Source organism: Pseudomonas sp. FP2196, from assembly GCF_030687715.1.
Taxonomy (GTDB): domain Bacteria; phylum Pseudomonadota; class Gammaproteobacteria; order Pseudomonadales; family Pseudomonadaceae; genus Aquipseudomonas.
In genome coordinates this window covers 3973089-3990370 of the sequence record NZ_CP117445.1, presented here as the reverse complement: position 1 = coordinate 3990370, position 17282 = coordinate 3973089, and the positions used below count along the sequence as shown (strand labels likewise).

Annotated in this window: 17 protein-coding genes; 7 read left to right on the top strand and 10 right to left on the bottom strand. The window is 58.7% G+C overall.

The window, feature by feature from the left end; all coding sequences use genetic code 11:
- Positions 1-140 precede the first annotated feature (140 nt).
- Genes PSH79_RS17850 through PSH79_RS17840 form a run of 3 tightly spaced genes read right to left on the bottom strand, consistent with a single transcriptional unit; the run spans position 141 to position 2121 of the window.
- On the bottom strand, positions 141-542 hold the full coding sequence (locus PSH79_RS17850; RefSeq protein WP_007918272.1) for a biopolymer transporter ExbD: 402 nt from the start codon (positions 540-542) through the stop codon (positions 141-143).
- On the bottom strand, positions 542-1249 hold the full coding sequence (locus tag PSH79_RS17845; RefSeq protein WP_305438752.1) for a MotA/TolQ/ExbB proton channel family protein: 708 nt from the start codon (positions 1247-1249) through the stop codon (positions 542-544). The genes PSH79_RS17850 and PSH79_RS17845 overlap by 1 nt, the downstream gene beginning before the upstream one ends.
- 50 nt (positions 1250-1299) lie before the next feature.
- Positions 1300-2121 carry an energy transducer TonB gene (locus PSH79_RS17840; RefSeq protein ID WP_305438751.1) on the bottom strand — a complete coding sequence of 274 codons (822 nt, stop codon included), beginning with the start codon at positions 2119-2121 and terminating at the stop codon, positions 1300-1302.
- A gap of 1096 nt (positions 2122-3217) precedes the next feature.
- Between PSH79_RS17840 and PSH79_RS17835 the strand changes: the two genes are divergently transcribed.
- Positions 3218-3841 (top strand): glutathione S-transferase N-terminal domain-containing protein, encoded by a 624-nt coding sequence (locus tag PSH79_RS17835; RefSeq protein ID WP_305438750.1) that lies wholly within the window; start codon positions 3218-3220, stop codon positions 3839-3841.
- Between the two features lie 69 nt (positions 3842-3910).
- Here the strand turns inward: PSH79_RS17835 and PSH79_RS17830 are convergent, their stop codons facing one another.
- On the bottom strand, positions 3911-4351 hold the full coding sequence (locus tag PSH79_RS17830) for a CBS domain-containing protein (protein ID WP_187677632.1): 441 nt from the start codon (positions 4349-4351) through the stop codon (positions 3911-3913).
- 334 nt (positions 4352-4685) lie between these two features.
- On the opposite strand from PSH79_RS17830, the gene PSH79_RS17825 reads away from it, so the two are divergent.
- Positions 4686-7046 carry a DNA polymerase II gene (locus PSH79_RS17825; RefSeq protein ID WP_305438749.1) on the top strand — a complete coding sequence of 787 codons (2361 nt, stop codon included), beginning with the start codon at positions 4686-4688 and terminating at the stop codon, positions 7044-7046.
- On the opposite strand, the gene PSH79_RS17820 is transcribed toward PSH79_RS17825, so the two are convergent.
- The 3 genes from PSH79_RS17820 to PSH79_RS17810 form a co-directional block, all read right to left on the bottom strand.
- On the bottom strand, positions 7011-7481 hold the full coding sequence (locus PSH79_RS17820) for a DUF1810 domain-containing protein (RefSeq protein ID WP_305438748.1): 471 nt from the start codon (positions 7479-7481) through the stop codon (positions 7011-7013). The two genes, PSH79_RS17825 and PSH79_RS17820, sit on opposite strands and share 36 nt — an antisense overlap.
- A gap of 29 nt (positions 7482-7510) precedes the next feature.
- A complete protein-coding gene (locus PSH79_RS17815) occupies positions 7511-8332 on the bottom strand; it encodes an aldo/keto reductase (RefSeq protein WP_305438747.1) in 822 nt (273 codons plus the stop codon).
- A 160-nt stretch (positions 8333-8492) separates the two neighbouring features.
- The gene (locus tag PSH79_RS17810) at positions 8493-9641 is read right to left on the bottom strand and encodes an aldose epimerase family protein (RefSeq protein WP_305438745.1); all 1149 of its coding nucleotides are present in this window, start codon (positions 9639-9641) and stop codon (positions 8493-8495) included.
- A 245-nt stretch (positions 9642-9886) separates the two neighbouring features.
- Between PSH79_RS17810 and PSH79_RS17805 the strand changes: the two genes are divergently transcribed.
- From PSH79_RS17805 to PSH79_RS17790, 4 genes are all read left to right on the top strand, one after another.
- Complete coding sequence (locus PSH79_RS17805) at positions 9887-10636, top strand: hypothetical protein (RefSeq protein ID WP_305438743.1); 750 nt, start codon at positions 9887-9889, stop codon at positions 10634-10636.
- 230 nt (positions 10637-10866) lie between these two features.
- Positions 10867-12081 carry an MFS transporter gene (locus tag PSH79_RS17800; RefSeq protein ID WP_305438742.1) on the top strand — a complete coding sequence of 405 codons (1215 nt, stop codon included), beginning with the start codon at positions 10867-10869 and terminating at the stop codon, positions 12079-12081.
- Positions 12082-12290: 209 nt separating this feature from the next.
- Entirely contained in the window at positions 12291-13076 is a 786-nt protein-coding gene (locus PSH79_RS17795; protein WP_305438741.1) for a sulfite exporter TauE/SafE family protein, read from the top strand.
- Positions 13077-13085: 9 nt separating this feature from the next.
- The gene (locus PSH79_RS17790) at positions 13086-13412 is read left to right on the top strand and encodes a hypothetical protein (protein ID WP_305438740.1); all 327 of its coding nucleotides are present in this window, start codon (positions 13086-13088) and stop codon (positions 13410-13412) included.
- 28 nt (positions 13413-13440) lie between these two features.
- Here the strand turns inward: PSH79_RS17790 and PSH79_RS17785 are convergent, their stop codons facing one another.
- Positions 13441-13905 (bottom strand): GNAT family N-acetyltransferase, encoded by a 465-nt coding sequence (locus tag PSH79_RS17785; protein WP_305438737.1) that lies wholly within the window; start codon positions 13903-13905, stop codon positions 13441-13443.
- A gap of 208 nt (positions 13906-14113) precedes the next feature.
- Between PSH79_RS17785 and PSH79_RS17780 the strand changes: the two genes are divergently transcribed.
- The gene (locus PSH79_RS17780) at positions 14114-14683 is read left to right on the top strand and encodes a DUF4174 domain-containing protein (RefSeq protein ID WP_305438735.1); all 570 of its coding nucleotides are present in this window, start codon (positions 14114-14116) and stop codon (positions 14681-14683) included.
- A 173-nt stretch (positions 14684-14856) separates the two neighbouring features.
- On the opposite strand, the gene PSH79_RS17775 is transcribed toward PSH79_RS17780, so the two are convergent.
- Positions 14857-15477, bottom strand: coding sequence for a TIGR02646 family protein (locus PSH79_RS17775; protein WP_305438734.1), 621 nt, complete (start codon positions 15475-15477; stop codon positions 14857-14859).
- Complete coding sequence (locus tag PSH79_RS17770) at positions 15470-16837, bottom strand: AAA family ATPase (protein WP_305438733.1); 1368 nt, start codon at positions 16835-16837, stop codon at positions 15470-15472. The genes PSH79_RS17775 and PSH79_RS17770 overlap by 8 nt, the downstream gene beginning before the upstream one ends.
- Positions 16838-17282 lie beyond the last annotated feature (445 nt).

Below are 17282 nucleotides of genomic sequence, written 5' to 3'. Positions count from 1 at the left end.
GATACCGCGTGCGGAAAACCACTTTCTTCAAGCAAGCCGATCCCCTCCGAAGACGCCGTGCGTTTTTTCGGTCGGCCGATTACGACGGGATTGCACAAGCGGTGTCGGGCGCGTCCCGAAAGGCGCGCCCGGCACCGCACTCAGTGGGTGGTCATCACCGAAATCTTGGTAATGCCTGAGCGTTCGATGGACGCCATGGCCTTGGCCACCTGGCCGTAGTTCACGGCGGAGTCGGCCTGCAACTGGACGCGCACTTCGGCGTCCTTGGCCTTGACCTCCTTGAGGCTGGCCTCCAGGGATTCCGGCGCCAGTTCGGTCTTGGCCAGGTAAAACTTGCCGTCCTGATCGACGCTGACCACCACCGGGTCTTTTTTCTCGGCGGGGGCGACGGCGTCGGTTTTCGGCAGGTTCACTTTGATTGCATTGGTCATCAGCGGCGCGGTGACGATGAACACCACCAGCAGCACAAGCATCACGTCCACCAGTGGCGTGACGTTCATTTCGCTGAGCACTTCATCACTGTCTTGAGTGGAGAAAGACATCAGCTGGCCTCCCGCACGGCGGCTGTGGTTTTGCTGGCGATGGCCTGACGGCTGATGGAAAACGCACTGCGCGAGGCGAGGGCGTCGAAGTCGTGGGCGAAGTCATCCATGTCCGCCGAAGCGAGTTTCAGACGGCGCAGGAAGAAGTTGTAAATCAGCACCGCCGGCACCGCGACGGCGATCCCCACGCCGGTGGCGATCAGCGCGTGGCCGATGGGGCCGGCGACCGCTTCAAGGCTGGCCGAGCCGGTTTCGCCGATGCTTTGCAGGGCTTCCATGATTCCCCACACGGTGCCGAACAGACCAATGAACGGCGCGGTGCTGCCGATACTGGCGAGGATCGCCTGGCCGTTTTCCAGCGAGCGACGTTCTTTCTGGATCTGCTGGCGCAGGTTGCGTTCCAGACGATCTGAACGGTTGATGGTGTGTGCCAGTTGCTGCGTGGTGCGCGGCGATTCTTCCACCAGCAGCGCTTCGAAACCGCTGCTGGCGATGCGTGCCAGCGAGCCGGGATACTGGCTGGCGTGTTCGGCGGCAGTGAGCAGATCCGGCGCGCCCCAGAAGGCTTTGCTGAACTGCTTGTTCTGGGATTTCTGGCGCAGGTATTGCGCCGACTTGACCAGCAGGATCGCCCAGCTGACCACGGAAAACAGCACCAGGCCCCAAAGCACACCGGGGACAATCATCGAAGACAGTGAATCGTTCATGGCTACACCTCGCTTGCATTAAATCGGTTGTGAGTTCGTGGGTTGTGCCGTTATTGCGGCAATTTGAAATCGATGGTCTGGGTGGCGAAACCGTCAATCGGTGTGTCACCGCGCTTGGCCGGAATAAACTTCCAGTTCTTCACGGCGGCGACCGCTGCTTCATCCAGTTGCGCCTTGCCGCTGGACTTGGTCACCGTCACCGAACCTGCGCGACCGTTGGCCAACACTTGAATGCGCAGCACCACGCTGCCTTCCCAGTTACGCCGCAGCGCCAGCGACGGGTATTCCGGCGGCGGGTTGCCGAGGCTGGCGAGGCCGGATATCGCGGCCGACTCTTTCACCGGGCCGGGTGCAGCCGCAGGTGCCGGTGGCGCGCTCGGTGTCGCTGGCGCCGCAGGGGCGGCGGGTTGTGCCGGAGCGGGCGGGGCTTTCGGCGGCTCGACTTTCTTCACCGGTTTGGGTTTCTCGACCGGTTTTGGTTTTTCGATTGGCTTGGGCTTCTCCACCGGTTTGGGCGGCGGCTTGACCGCGTCTTCGTCCTCCACCGGTTGCTCGGGTTCGGGCGACGGTGGAGGCGGTGGCGGCGGTGGCTCCGGAGTGGGCGGGGCAGGTGGCGTCGGGCTGGTCAGTTCGACGGTCATTTCCGGAATCTGCGGCGGCGTGGGCAGTGGCTCGGGTCGGGTCTGCTGAAAAAACCACCAGGCACCGCCGTGTATCAGCGCCGACACGGCAATCAACAGAATCATCTGTTGTTTGTTTAACCCGCCGGGTTGCGAGGTATTGGCTTTAAAGGCCAGCCTGCCGGATACCGGCGGAAGCGGCGCTTCCCGTAACGGTCCCGGCAGGGTCTTGTGCTTTACCGCATCGTTCATTAAAGCTCCCTCGGGTTGATGAAGGGCAATAAGGTGCCGTCCGAACATTTGCGTCATGTTCGAGTGGGTGGGTGCAACTTTCTTTAAGGTGTGCGCAAGCCGATAGTTGAACTATCAATTGAATAAGGCTTGTGCACGGTTACTGGCTTAGAGCCATCGACTTCGAGTGTTCATCATCCATTCCCTGGTGTTCTTCTATTTAAGAGAGACGCTATTACAGTGTGGGTGTCTCATGGTTGTTACATAGCAACCGCTGTGCCAGATGTTGCGTAAATGTAGAGGGAGTATTTCGCGACTGTTACCCATGTCGCATTTATATAAGTTTTATGGGGCGGCGGATTTTTCCGTCGCGCATAAGTCTCCATCAGCCCCGATACCGGGGCTTTTTCAAAGGCGAGCCAGGCTTAACGCTGTATCACGCGGATTGGCGGTACAGAGCGGCTGTACTCTCGCCCGCCAGAGCACTTGCTGGTGCAGGGCGGGCTGATTTGGTGCGGGTCAATGTTTTAGCGGTTCACAGACGATGTTCCTTGTTTTTGTTTAAGTGAAATCAATGCTGCAAGTTTGGGTGGGTTGCAACTGCAAGAACAGTTTTGGTGCGCGGGCTAATAGCGGTGAAGTTATTGTTCGACAATTCTGTTGTCGTTCATTAATCCATTGCCCATGCAAAAACGTTTTGCGTTGTATTTAAAAAATAAATAACACGCTGCCGTCGGCGCATCACTCAGCGCCGAACACAGTGCGTGGTCGCTTGATTCAAGTAATAAAGTAAAGGCGCAGGACGCCGGGGCTGTTCTGTTGAACTCGGCGTTGGGCGGATAAGCGCAAACGGGCAGTGATGCGGCAGAGCGATTGAAGATTCACGCGGTGAACTCCTTGTTGCCAGCTCGGATACCGGACTTTTGGTTCGGTATCGCACCTTACAAGAACGCGGATAGCGTTCGATGATTGCTCTTGGTGCGGGATGGGCACCGCTAGCGCTGTTTTGCGAGGTTTGAATTCGCAAGTGGCGAGTGCATGGGAAAAACGTGCCAAATCGGATACACCAGCTATAAATAGGGCTACACCAGATGCCTGTCGGGATTGAGGAGGGGGTATGTACCAGCTCTACGGACATCGCAACTCAGGCGCCGCTGCCATTGAAGCGGCGCTGGAGCTGTGCCAGATCGCTTATCGCTTCATTGATATTGAAGCCAGTACCGAAGCCGCCGAAGCGTTGGCGCAACTCAATCCACTGAAGCAGATCCCGACTTTGCAACTGCCCGATGGTAGTGCGGTCACCGAGAGCGCGGCGATTCTGATTCATTTGGGCCTGACGTTTCCCAAGTCAGGATTGTTGCCAGCCAAGGCAGACGAGCGTGACCAGGCGATTCGCGGCCTCGTGTACATCGTCAGCAATTGCTACGCGGCCATCGGCGTCATCGACTACCCCGAACGCTGGCTGCTGATGCCCGACGAAGCGTCGCGGCAGAACCTGATCGCCGGCGCCCGTGAGCGTCTGCACTGGAGTTGGGAGGTGTTTGCCGACCAGTTTTCCGCCGAGCTGTACCTGGACGACGAAACCCCGGGTGCACTGGATGTTCTGGCGGCGGTGGTGACGCGTTGGGCGGGGAGCCGCGAGCATCTGCGTCAGACGCGGCCGGGGTTTTATGCGTGGTTGCAGAGGATTGACCGGCACCCGGTGCTGGCGCCGGTATTCGCCCGGCATTGGCCGTCGTGAAGTCACCACAAAACCAAATGTAGGCGTGAGCAGGCTCACGCCTACAAGGGGCGGTGCTGACCTAGGGAATCATTCCCCGCGAATGTACTGCTCAAGCTGCTTGATCAACTCGGCCTGCTCGGCAATCGCTTCTTTCACAAGGTCACCAATCGACAGCAAGCCGATCAATTTGCCGTTCTCCACCACCGGCAAGTGGCGCAGGCGTTTGTCGGACATGATGCCCAGGCAAGTGTCGACGGTCTGGTGGGTGTCCACGGTGATCACGTTGGCCACCATGATGTCGCGTACCGGCGTGCCAACCGAAGAGCGGCCATGCAGCACCAGTTTGCGCGCGTAATCGCGTTCACTGATGATGCCGACCACGTTGTCGTCTTCCACCACCAGCAAGGCGCCGACGTTTTTCTCGGCCATCTTCATCAGTGCTTCGAGCACCATGTGATCAGGCTTGATCTGATGCACTTCCTGATTTTTCTGATCTTTGAGCTTGAGCAGTTGGGCGACGGTCTTCATGGCGGTTACTCAGGTGTTGTCGTTGTTATCCAAGCATCGTAGACGCTGGCGTTCAGGGCAAGGTGGCAAAGCGGCAGATAACACGCAAAAAACGTCATTTGCCGAAAAAACACCTATTCAGGGTGTGAAGAGCACACCCTGTGGCGAGGGGATTTATCCCCGTTGGGTTGCGCAGCAGCCCCAAAACCATGCGACCGGGTTTATCTGACACATCTCAATATAGGGCTTTGGGCCCGCTCCACAGGCCAACGGGGATAAATCCCCTCGCCACAGGGTTCTTCCATGCCAGCGGAGCGTAGAATGCGGCTCTGTTTTGATACTTGAGGTCGCAGTGGTGGATTTACAGCAGGGCTTCGTCCTGACCCGGCATTGGCGCGATACGCCTATCGGCACCGAAGTCGAGTTCTGGCTGGCGACCGACGCCGGGCCGCGCCGTGTGCGCTTGCCGCATCAGCCGTCGGTGGCGTTTATCCCTGCCGAGCAGCGCGCAGCCGCCGAGCGCTTGCTGCATGACGAAAAGAACGTCGAGCTGCGCCCCTTGGCCCTGCAGGATTTCGAGCATCGCCCGGTGCTCGGCCTGTATTGCCAGCAACACGGCCAGTTAATGCGCCTGGAAACCGCGCTCAACCGCGTCGGCGTCGATGTTTTCGAGGCCGATGTGCGCCCGCCGGAGCGCTATCTGATGGAGCGTTTCATCACCGCTCCGGTGTTGTTCAGCGGCACCGCCGATGCTGACGGCACATTGCTCAACGCCCACCTCAAACCCGACCCCAAGTATCGGCCGACGCTGCGGCTGGTCTCGCTGGATATCGAAACCACCGAAACCGGCGAGTTATATTCGATTGCCCTGGAAGGCTGCGGCGAACGTCAGGTGTACATGCTCGGCGCGCCGAACGGTGATGTCAGCATCGTCGACTTCGACCTCGAATACTGCGACTCACGCACACTGATCCTGAAGAAACTCAACGACTGGTTCGCCCGCCATGACCCCGATGCGATCATCGGCTGGAACGTCGTGCAGTTCGATCTGCGCATCCTCCACGAACACGCGCGGCGCCTCGGCGTGCCGCTGAAAATTGGCCGTGGCGGCGAAGAGATGCAGTGGCGCGAACACGGCAGCCGCAACCATTACTTCGCCTCGGCGGCGGGGCGCCTGATCATCGACGGCATCGAATCCCTGCGTTCGGCGACCTGGAGTTTCCCCTCGTTCAGCCTGGAAAACGTCGCGCAGACCTTGCTTGGCGAAGGCAAGTCCATCGACAACCCTTACCAGCGCATGGACGAGATCAACCGCATGTTCGCCGAGGACAAACCGGCGCTGGCCAAGTACAACCTCAAGGACTGCGAACTGGTCACGCGGATCTTCGCCAAGACTGAACTGCTGACATTCTTGCTGGAGCGCGCCAGCGTTACCGGTCTGCCAGCGGATCGCAGCGGCGGCTCGGTGGCGGCGTTTACGCATCTATATATGCCGTTGATGCACCGTCAGGGTTTTGTGGCGCCGAATCTGGGCACCAATCCACCGCAGGCCAGCCCCGGCGGTTTCGTCATGGACTCGCAACCGGGGCTTTACGAGTCGGTGCTGGTGCTCGACTACAAAAGCCTTTATCCGTCGATCATCCGCACCTTTCTGATCGATCCGGTGGGGCTGGTCGAAGGCTTGCAGCATCCGGACGATGCCGACTCGGTCCCGGGCTTTCGTGGCGCCAGATTCTCGCGCACCCGGCATTGCCTGCCGTCCATCGTCTCGCGGGTCGCCGAGGGCCGCGAGACCGCCAAGCGCGAACACAACGCGCCGCTGTCCCAGGCGCTGAAGATCATCATGAACGCCTTCTATGGCGTGCTCGGCTCCAGCGGTTGCCGGTTCTTTGATACACGGTTGGCGTCGTCGATCACCCTGCGCGGCCACGAGATCATGCTGCGCACCCGCAAGTTGATCGAAGAGCAGGGCCACGCGGTGATCTACGGCGACACCGACTCGACCTTCGTCTGGCTGCGTCGTCCCCACGGGCAGGAAGAAGCCGCGGCCATCGGTCATGCGCTGGTCAAGCACGTCAACGACTGGTGGCGTGAGCATGTGCGTGACGAATACGGGCTGGAAAGCGCCCTCGAATTGCAGTTCGAAATTCACTACAAGCGCTTCCTGATGCCGACCATTCGTGGCGCGGAGGAGGGCAGCAAGAAGCGCTACGCCGGTCTGGTGACACGCGCCGACGGTAGCGAAGAAATGGTCTACAAAGGCCTGGAAACCGTGCGCACCGATTGGTCGCTGTTGGCCCGGCAATTTCAGCAGGAGCTGTACGAGCGGATCTTCCAGCGCAAGCCGTATCAGGATTATGTGCGTGACTACGTGCGCAAAACCCTGGCCGGTGACTTCGATGATCGGCTGATCTACCGCAAACGCCTGCGCCGCACCCTCGACGATTACGAGCGCAACGTCCCGCCCCATGTGCGCGCGGCACGTCTGGCAGACGAGTTCAACACGCAGCATGGGCGCCCTCGGCAATACCAGAACGGTGGCTGGATCAGCTATGTGATCACCCTGGCCGGCCCCGAACCGCTGGAAGTGCGGCGATCCACCATCGACTACGACCACTACATCACCCGGCAACTGCAACCGGTGGCGGATGCGATTCTGCCGTTTGTCGACGACGACTTCTCAACCCTGATCGGGGGGCAACTGGGCCTGTTTTGAGTCCAGCAGTTGCAACGTCCACTCATCGAGGATGCCGTGGAAGTAGCGCTCAAGTGCCTGGTTGAACAAGCTGTCTTCAGCAGCGAACTGGGCGAAAAGCGTCATTGAAGAGTGAAATTTCAGGTCATCGGGATGGCCGAAAATCTCGGCGATTGAACGCTCACGCACATTCAGCACAAGCTGCGTACAAGTCCGAAGTCGCGCGCCGAGCAATGGGTGATCCAGATAGGCTTGTGCTTCCTCGGCTGAGCCGATGGCGAAGCGCCGCGACATCTCACTGCCGCCCAACCCGGCGAACTGCGGGAAGACAAACCACATCCAGTGGCTGCGCTTGCGGCCTTCGTCGAGTTCGCGCAGGACCCGTTCGAACACCGGGTCCTGTGCCTGGACAAATCGTTGCAGGTTGAACGGGTCGTACTGATCAGTGCTTCTCATCGCGAAGCCCTCTGCCAGTCGGCGGTGGCTCAGACCATGGCCAGCCGCTGCTTGCGCTTTGGCGCGTGAAACGCCTGGTCCAGCGCTGCCAGATCCCCGGCCTCCAGTTGCAACTGCGCCGCTTGTGCATTGAGTTGCACGTGTTCCGGCCGCACAGCTTTGGGAATCGCAATGACGTCATCCTGACGCAGAATCCACGCCAGCGAAACCTGTGCCGGGGTCACGTTGTGACGAGCGGCAATCTGTTTCAACACCGGATCAGCCAGCATCGCGCCGCCCTGACCGATCGGACAGTAGGCCATCAGCGGCATGTGCTGTTTTTGACACCATGGCAGCAGGTCGAATTCGACACCGCGTTCTTCCAGGTTGTAGAGCACCTGATTGGTCGCGCAGGCCGGTGACGCCAATTCTTCAAGGTCATCGACGTCGAAATTCGACACGCCCCAACGGCCGATCTTCCCTTCTTCGCGCAGGCGTTCGAAGGCTTCGACGGTTTCTTCCAGCGGATACTGGCCGCGCCAATGCAGCAGATAGAGGTCGATGTAATCAGTGTCGAGCCGACGCAGACTGCGCTCGCAGGCTTGTGGAATGCCCTTGCGGCTGGCGTTGTGCGGGTAGACCTTGCTGACCAGAAACACTTGATCGCGAATACCGGCAATGGCTTCGCCGACCACGGTTTCGGCACCGCCCTCGGCATACATTTCGGCGCTGTCGATCAGCGTCATGCCCAGCTCGACACCCGTGCGCAACGCGGTGACTTCACGCTTGTGCGCCGAACGATCTTCACCCATGCGCCAGGTGCCTTGGCCAATCACCGGAACCTGCACGCCGGCCAATTCGAGGGTACGCATTCAAACCTCCTTTCTGAAACGGTCGATACCTTTAGTGGGCAGCAGGATAGTCCAAGGGTTCAAAAAGCAAAAAGATCGCAGCCTGCTGCCGCTCCTGCACAGGGCTCGTGTTTCCCCTGTAGGAGCGGCCGCAGGCTGCGATCTTTTGATCTTGAGCTTCTTACTTGGCAGAGAACTTCAAGACGACGCTTTGGGTATAAGCCTGCCCCGGATCCAGCCGCGTGCTCGGGAATTTCGGCTGATTCGGCGAATCAGGATAGTGCTGCGTCTCCAGGGTAAACGCGCCCCAATGCGGATAAATCTTGCCACCCTTGCCCTTGACGGTGCCGTCAAGGAAGTTGCTGGTGTAGAACTGCACGCCCGGTTCGCTGGTGAACAACTGCAAATGCCGGCCGGACTGTGGGTCACTGACCTCGGCGGCGACTTTGCTCACATCACCCTTGGTATCCAGCGCCCAGTTGAAATCGAAACCGCCCTGTTTCGCTTCAGCGAATTTCAACTGCGGGTGATCAGCCTTGATGTGCGTGCCAATGGCTGTGGGCTTGGTGAAGTCCATCGGTGTGCCCGCCACTGGCGCCAGTTCACCGGTCGGGATCAGCTTGGCGGTGACAGGGGTGTAATGGCTGGCGTGGAGGGTGGCGACCTGTTTGAGGATGTCGCCATTGCCGGCGCCCGCGAGGTTGAAGTAGCTGTGGTTGGTCAGGTTCAGCACGGTCGGTTTGTCGGTGCTGGCCTTGTAGTCGATACGCAGTTCGTTGCTGTCGGTCAGGCGATAGGTCACTTCGGTGGTGAGGTTGCCGGGGAAGCCCATTTCACCGTCCGCCGACAGATAGGTCAGCGTCACGCCGACTGAATCCTTGTCTTTGGTTTCCTGCGCTTTCCAGACCTTCTTGTCGAAGCCCTGAGTGCCACCGTGCAGGGCGTTTGACTTGTCGTTCTGCGGCACTTGATAGCGCTTGCCGTCGAGTTCGAAAGCGCCGTCGGCCAGGCGATTACCGAAACGGCCGATGGTCGCGCCGAAGTAGGCGGTGCCTTTCTGGTAGCCCTGGACATCGTCGAAACCGAGCACCACGTCGGCGGCTTTGCCTTGTTTGTCGGGCACCAGCAGCGATTGCAGGGTCGCGCCGTAGGTGATGACGGTGGCTTGCATGCCGTGGCTGTTGCGCAGGATGTATTGCTCGACTGGCGTGCCGTCATTGGTTTTGCCGAAGGCTTTGTGTTCGGCGCTGAGGCCCGCCGCATTGGCGGAAAGGGTGGCGATCATCAGGGACAGTCCGAGGCCGGAGAGCAAGTGACGGGATTGAAGCATGGTTGACCTTCCTTTTTGTTGTTGTTTTCAAAATAGGGTAATAGTCATGCTAATTGAGGGATGAATCAGAATTTATAGCGGATTAAACGTTTATTGCAAAAATAAAGTCGGACTAAATAGCTTGGCATGATGCGCCGAAGGTCGGGAAACGGCGCCGACACTGCACTTTTCAGCAATTGGCGGCTCTATCCATGGCCAGGATGCGGTGACTCCCGCCGCACAGGAATGTGCCTGTTCGAGAATTCATGCCGAGAGCTTTTCACCTGATCGCCCGTTTTGTTCATCGCCCGTGCCTGTTGCTGGCCTGCCTGTCGTCGCTGTTTGTCAGCGGTTGCACGCATCAGGACGGCAATGGCTTCATCGCTCAGATCCGTGACGGTCAACCGCAGGAATTCCTGCAGACCAGCGTCGACCGCATGGCCACGCTGGCGATGCGCGACAACCTCAACAGTCTTTATCGGTTGATGGGCAAGCTGTACCTGCGCAACCCCGAGGAGCTGCGCAAATCCGGCTTCCTCAACATCCATGCCGCGGTGAAGCAGGTACGCCTGGCCATCGAGCAGCAGCAACCGTTGCCGGTGCTGGGCGGCCGCAAGGATCTGGCAGCGCTCAGTTATGCGATGAGCCCGGAATTTCTCGGTGATCGGGTCGGCGCGTTCATCTATGCCATCGGCAGCATGCTGGTGACCGCCCATGGCAATCGCGTCGAGTTCTACATGACTGACGCGATCAACCCGACGTTCGTTCACAACGCCGCGCGCAACATCGAAAAAGCCACTTGGATTCTGTCCCAGCGCCAGAACAAGGAAGGCCAGCCGCTGCTGTTCTCCAATGAAATTTCAGAGGAGGGCAGCAACCTGAGTTTCGCCACCGAGTTCGGCAAAGTGGTGGCGCGCCTTGATCTGCTTACGCAAATGCTCGATGAACGCTACCGGCGGATCGGCCTGAATTACGCGCAGAGTCTGCTGTTCCTGAATTTTTTGCCCGTGCAGTGAGTTCTGTGGGGGCGGTGATGATGATCAATGCACCACAAAACCCTGTGGGAGCTGGCTTGCCAGCGATAGCGGTGGGTCAGGCAAGGCAGTGTTGCCTGAAATGGCCTCATCGCTGGCAAGCCAGCTCCCACAAGGTTTTGTGCTATGCAGCGATCCATTGATCAAATAGCTAACGGGATTTTTGTATACAATCCAAAGCCACTATTGATCCAAAGGGAGCTGTCCCCGTCATGACCGACCCCGCAAGCGCCGATTTCACTCATATCGACCGTGCCACCCGCGCTGACAAACTGCCCTATGCCGCGTTGTTGGCCTTCGCCATGACCGGCTTCATCGCCATCCTTACCGAAACCCTGCCGGCCGGGCTGCTCCCGCAAATCGGCGCCGGGCTCAACGTCAGCGAAGTCCTCGCCGGGCAACTGGTGACGCTGTATGCGCTGGGCTCGATTGTCGCGGCGATTCCGCTGACCGTCGCCACGCGCGGCTGGCCACGGCGGCGGGTGTTGTTGATGACGGTGGGCGGCTTTCTGCTGTTCAACACCATCACCACGTTTTCCAGTCATTACGGCCTGACCCTGGCTTCGCGCTTTCTTGCCGGGATGGCCGCGGGGCTGTCGTGGGGGATCATGGCCGGTTATGCACGCGGGATCGTGCCGGTGCATCAACAGGGGCGGGCGCTGGCGATTGCCATGCTCGGCACGCCAGTGGCGTTGTCGCTGGGCACACCGGCGGGGACGTGGCTGGGCAATCTGATTGGCTGGCGCGCCTCGTTCGGGATCATGTCGGCACTGGCCCTGGTGCTGGCGGCGTGGATCGTCATCGCGGTGCCGGATCGTCCGGGGCAGACCCGTGCCGAACGCCTGCCATTGCTCGAGTCCCTGCGCCTGCCGGGCGTGCGACCGGTGCTGTTTGTGGTGCTGACGTGGATGCTCGGGCACAACATTCTTTACACCTACATCTCACCGTTTCTGATGCAGGCCGGACTGGCCGAACGCGTTGATCTGGTGCTGCTGGTGTTCGGTCTGTGTTCGCTGGTGGGGATCTGGATCATCGGCCTGCTGGTGGATCGCTGGTTGCGCTGGCTGACGCTGATCAGCCTTGCGGTGTTTGCCGTGACGGCGTTGGTATTGGCGCTGATTTCGCCGTCGCCGTGGCTGATCTACGGCTGCATGGCGGTGTGGGGATTGTCGTTTGGTGGCTCGGCGACTCTGCTGCTGACAGCGGCGGCGGATTCGGCGGGCGACCATGTCGACGTGGTGCAAGCGATGCTGACCACGTCGTGGAACGTGGCGATTGCCGGCGGCGGGTTGTTTGGCGGGTTGTTGCTGGATCGCGCGGGGGCGATGTCGTTTCCGTGGGCGTTGTTGATTCTCTCGCTGATTGCGTTGGCCACGGTTTGGATCAACAGCCATCACAGTTTCAAACCGGGGCGGCGCCAGCACTGACATTGCGAACCCCTGTAGGAGCTGCCGCAGGCTGCGATCTTTTGATCTTGCTTTTAAAAGACAACATCAAAAGATCGCAGCCTGCGGCAACTCCTACACGGAGTATGTGGTTAAAGGGCATAACGATAGACCGCATCGATATATGTGGTTATAAGAAAAATCGCTATGCTGCGGGCCAGATTTTCCCTGTCGTTTTTCTGGACGTCTTAATGGAATTGGCAAATTTCGGCCTGGTGATCGCCGGGTTGGTGGTGGGTTTTATTGTCGGTATGACCGGAGTCGGCGGCGGTTCCTTGATGACGCCGATCCTGCTGTGGTTCGGCATCAACCCCGCAACGGCGGTAGGCACCGACTTGTTGTACGCGGCCATCACCAAATCCAGTGGCGTCCTCGTCCATAAAAAGAACAAGAACATCGACTGGGCTATCACCGGTTGGCTGACCCTCGGCAGCGTGCCGGCAGTGGCCATGACCCTGTGGTTCCTCAGCACCCTGCACACCGCGCCGGATGCGATGAACGCCATCATCAAACAGGCGCTGGGCTTCGTGCTCTTCGCCACCGCGCTGGCGATTTTCTTCAAGAAGCGCTTGCTGGACTTCGCCCACAAACGTGCCGGCGGCAACTACAACCCAAGTGGTTCGCGGCTCAATGTGCTGACCGTGATCACCGGTCTGATCCTCGGCACCATGGTCGCCCTGACTTCGATCGGCGCCGGCGCCCTCGGCACCGTCGCGCTGTTCATCCTCTATCCGCTGCTGCCGACCCGCCGTCTGGTCGGCACCGAAATCGCCCACGCCGTACCGCTGACACTCGTCGCAGGCTTGGGTCACGCGAGCATGGGCAACATGGATTGGGGCGTGCTGGGCTTTTTGCTGGTGGGTTCGCTGCCGGGCATCTGGCTCGGCAGCCACCTGACCGGGCGCATCTCCGACGAACTGCTGCGCCCGTGCCTGGCGACGATGCTGTTATTGATCGGCTACAAATTGGCGTTTTGATCGAAGACCATGAGTGAAACCACCTTGCATTGCGATGGCCGCATGGCCATTACCGTCGAGCCCCGTGAAATGCGTATGAGCCATTGGCTGTATGCGCCGCTTGTGGTTGATCAGCAGCGTCAGCAGGTGTTGCTGGATCTGAGCGACAGCCTATGGGATTTGATCGGCACGGCGGACGAGACAGCCAGTGGCATCGACTTGCTCCTGCGCAAATATCCTGGAGATCGCGCATCGGTAATGCTGAGTGTTGATCTCGACGACGGGGTACTCAGACTCGGCGAGCACTGCATTGAACCGTCACAATTACTGGCGGCACTCGATTTGGCAATGGGCTGAGACAAGTACCCACGCCACAGGGATTGTCTCAGTCGGCGAAGGTGTACTTCATGATCGTCACCGGCAAGTCTTCGTAGACCAGCTCCTCGACCACCTCCCAACCCAGCCGCGCATAGAGCGATTGCGCCGCGTCGGTGTACAGATACAACGTCTGCACGCCTAACGCCTTGGCCTCTTCGACAATCCGATTGACCAGTTGCGAAGCCACTCCGCGCCCACGTTCCTCTGCCTTCACATAAACCCCGGCCAGCCAGGGCGTCAGCTCGGGACGGGTTTTCATGTCGCTGTCGATCAGCAGCGCGCCACCGAGCAACCTGCCGTCCTCAATCGCCACCACTACGCTGGGGATAGCGCCTTTGCCGCAGGCTTTGCGCATGCGTTCGGTGCGGGCCTCGAGCGTATCGCCAGGGCGAAAGTAACCCCACTCCTTGAAGTTGAGTTCGGCCAGTTCTTCAACAAATTCGGGGCAATCGCACAGGTATTCAATGTGCATGCGTTGAACTCCGTTTCATGGGCAGAACAGCCAACATAATGCGCGCCTGCACGGTAATCAAATCGTCGTTACGATTGCACGGCTTCGGTTGCGCAATGCCGGTCCTGACCTAAGCTTCTGACAAGGCGAAACATATTTGCCGGACACAGCCCGGAACAATCGCCGCGATGCGCAATCAGTAGAGCGTGGATATCAAAAGGAGATGCGCATGCTCATCAGGTCACTGACCCTGACACTCTTGCTGGCGATTGCCGGCCCCTTGTTCGCCGCTGACAACGATTCGCCGATTGCCGCAGACATGGGCCGCGCCCGACCGCTGATCGTGATCGCACAAAGCACCGTCGACCCCGTGTGGGTGAGCCTGAAAAAGTCGCTGGAGGACCCTGCCAACAAAAAAGGTGTGGCCGACCGCAACATCAAGGTCTACACCATCCTCAACATGTCCGGCCAACTCGACGGCAAGGACATGGGCCAACAAGACACCATGGCGTTGCTGCGCTCGCTGAAGCTGGGTGCCGGTGCTTATCCGAAAGTCTTCCTGGTGGGCAAGGACGGCGAGACCAAACTCTCGGCGTCGGGGGATGAGGCGAAATCGGTGGACCTGAAGAAAATCTTCGAGACCATCGACGCCATGCCAATGGCCGAGAAGGAAGCCGCCGCTGCAGCCGCCGCTCAGGCCCCGGCCGCCGCCGAGCCTGAACCGGCCAAAGGTGCAAAAGGCGCCAAGCCGACCAAGCCTGCAAAACCGAGCAAGCCGCCGGAAATGCCAGATGATTGATGGCATGGCGTGAATCAAAAAAAATGGGCGACCTCAGCAGGTCGCCCATTTTTTATTGCCCGCAAAAGATCGCAGCCTGCGGCAGCTCCTACACAGATCTCATGTAGGAGCTGCCGCAGGCTGCGATCTTTTGATCTTGCCGTTTGCCTGTTAACAAGCCGCTATCAGCTCCATCACGGCAGAATCTGGCGAATTACATTGACCAAAACTGGAGAGAAAGGCTGAAGCTGACCCTGTTGGGGCGTCAACATATCTTCGAGAAGGATGCCCAGCAGTTCCTCGTCTTCTAGCGCGTCAGGCCGTAGTCCTCCGGTAAAGATAAGGTCATCCACCATTCTTTTACGTTTTTCGATCAGTCCCCGATTACTTTCTTCGGTATCACCCAGATTCAGCGTCTTGATTGATTCCGTGGCACGGTCGGTTTTGCCGACCACTCGCCCGGACAAATAAAACTTGAGCTCGGTTTCACACTCAGTCATGAACGGTGTCACCTTGATCGGCTGAGTCTTGCGGCCATGCCCACAGTGAAGACGGTTTTCACAACTGGCAACGATGTTGGTGAAATCCAGAGTGCGCGCAGGGAATCGATCCTGGGCTGCAACGTGTTCGTTGTGAGCGGCGCTCACGGAGATGGACTGGCAGCAATAAGCACACAGCCCGAATTGTTCGGTGATACAAGCTGTGCGAACGGATTGACGTTCTTCAGCGGGTAAATCGCGGTAAGTAGCGGTGTGGTTTCTGATCTTCCATTGCGTCAGCGATGCTGGCTCAGTTCCTTTGAGAATCTTACGCACTGCGCAACTCCAGTTTGCGGATTAGCAAAGCGGCTTTTGCCAGCTCGATGTGTCCCTCGGGCAGTTCACTTGAAAGATCGGCGAAAAGCTTCTTGGCTTTTTTCAGCTCACCGTCCTGTAAGCATTCCATCAACCGATTCAGACGCTTCTGAACGTCACTGTTGCGAATGTCGGTGTCCATGACTTCCAGCAGTACCTGATTGGCATCCAGACCGTACAAGCCGTTGTGTTCGTGGATTTCGCCGTCATTGAGCACGTAAACCAGCACATCCTTGGCGTCGCTGATCACCAGCGGCGAGTGGGTGGTCAGGACAAATTGGCAGTTCGGGAAGGTTTCGCTCAACTGCCGGATCAGGCTGCGTTGCCATCTCGGGTGCAGGTGCAAATCGACCTCGTCGATCAGCACGATGCCGTCGCCGTGCAACGGGTTGTCCAGCGACTGGTTCATCATCGCCAGGCGGCGGGCAATGTCGCCGACCAGCGCCATCATCGACTTCTCACCTTGGGAGAGTTGGGCGACGTTGAGGGTGACACCGTCCTTGTCGATGGCCATGTGCAGGCGCGGTTTGCGTTGCACACGCAGGTTGGTGAAACCGGGCATGAATGCGGCGATGGCCGAGCGCACGGCGGTCAATTGGCGGTCGCGGGAGGAGGCTTTCAGATTGGCCAGGGTTTTCCAGACGTCACTGTCGGTGCCGAACTTTTCCGAGATTTCGGCCAGTGCGGTGTCGGAAATGCCGGTCTCGTTTTCGCTGTCTTCGCGCTCGCGGAACCATTCGAAGAAACGGCGGAAATCGACGCCTCGGTTGAGTGAGTTGTCGTAGCCGTCGAGTTGGTCGAAGGTGTGTTTGGTGCGGATTTTCAGCGGGATTTCGAGGACGGAGCGTTCGACCGGGTAGTAGGCGATTAGGGGGAGGGAGGCTTTGTCGTTTTCGGTCAGTTGGGTGCGGTAGTGATCCGCTAAAAGTGTCGCTTCCAGCAACGAGCTATGGCTCTTGTTCTTACGCCCTTGTCTTGCGCGAGCGATCCCCCATACAAACAAATCATCTTCAAGAGCGGCGTCTGGGCGAAGTGAGCGCGGGTGCGACCGGTCAACCAGTGAAATTGTAATGACGGCACCGATTGCACCGTTTTGAATGTCTTCATTCGAAACGGGGTTTCCATTGCCTTTCTCGGTTCGAATCCTTGCAACCAACCAGCTTAGGGAGGTTGCCATTGATTTTAAGATCGTTGTCTTTCCAGCACCGTTGTTACCAACCAGAACCGTTACGTTCGAAGGATGTTTGTCGGTTGGAGCTAATTGAATGGTCAATTCTGTGAACCGACCAATGTAGTCAAGCATTAGCTTGTTGATATCCATGCAACGCCCTTTGGCTGTCAGTCGGTTAAGGCTTTGGCCGCATTATGTCATCCCCGCCCACGGATTGATTCGATGCAGTGTAGATACAACAAATTCAGCCGCTCCTCAAAATTCGTTGCAGCATATTCCTACAGAAATGTCTGAGGCAAAGGCCTGCGTCTACCGTGGATATTTCCTGCAAGTCGCGGCGGCGTTGGTGAACTGGTGCGTTGTGGGGTAGGGGGATAACCTTCTTTAGCCGCTGAAAAAAACAGTGGTCGGATGTGGAAGTCCGGGTTGGTCGTGAGCGCATGTGCGCCTGTGAACACATATTGGTGTTTTTTATGCCAACATTGTTTGCTTATGGCAGCTATGCGCAGGAGCACTCTCGGTGCACCGGGTTTTTCTCGACCTCCCCGGACTTCCACACCTGCGCAAAGCTGCCACCCTCTCGTGGAAGTGAGTT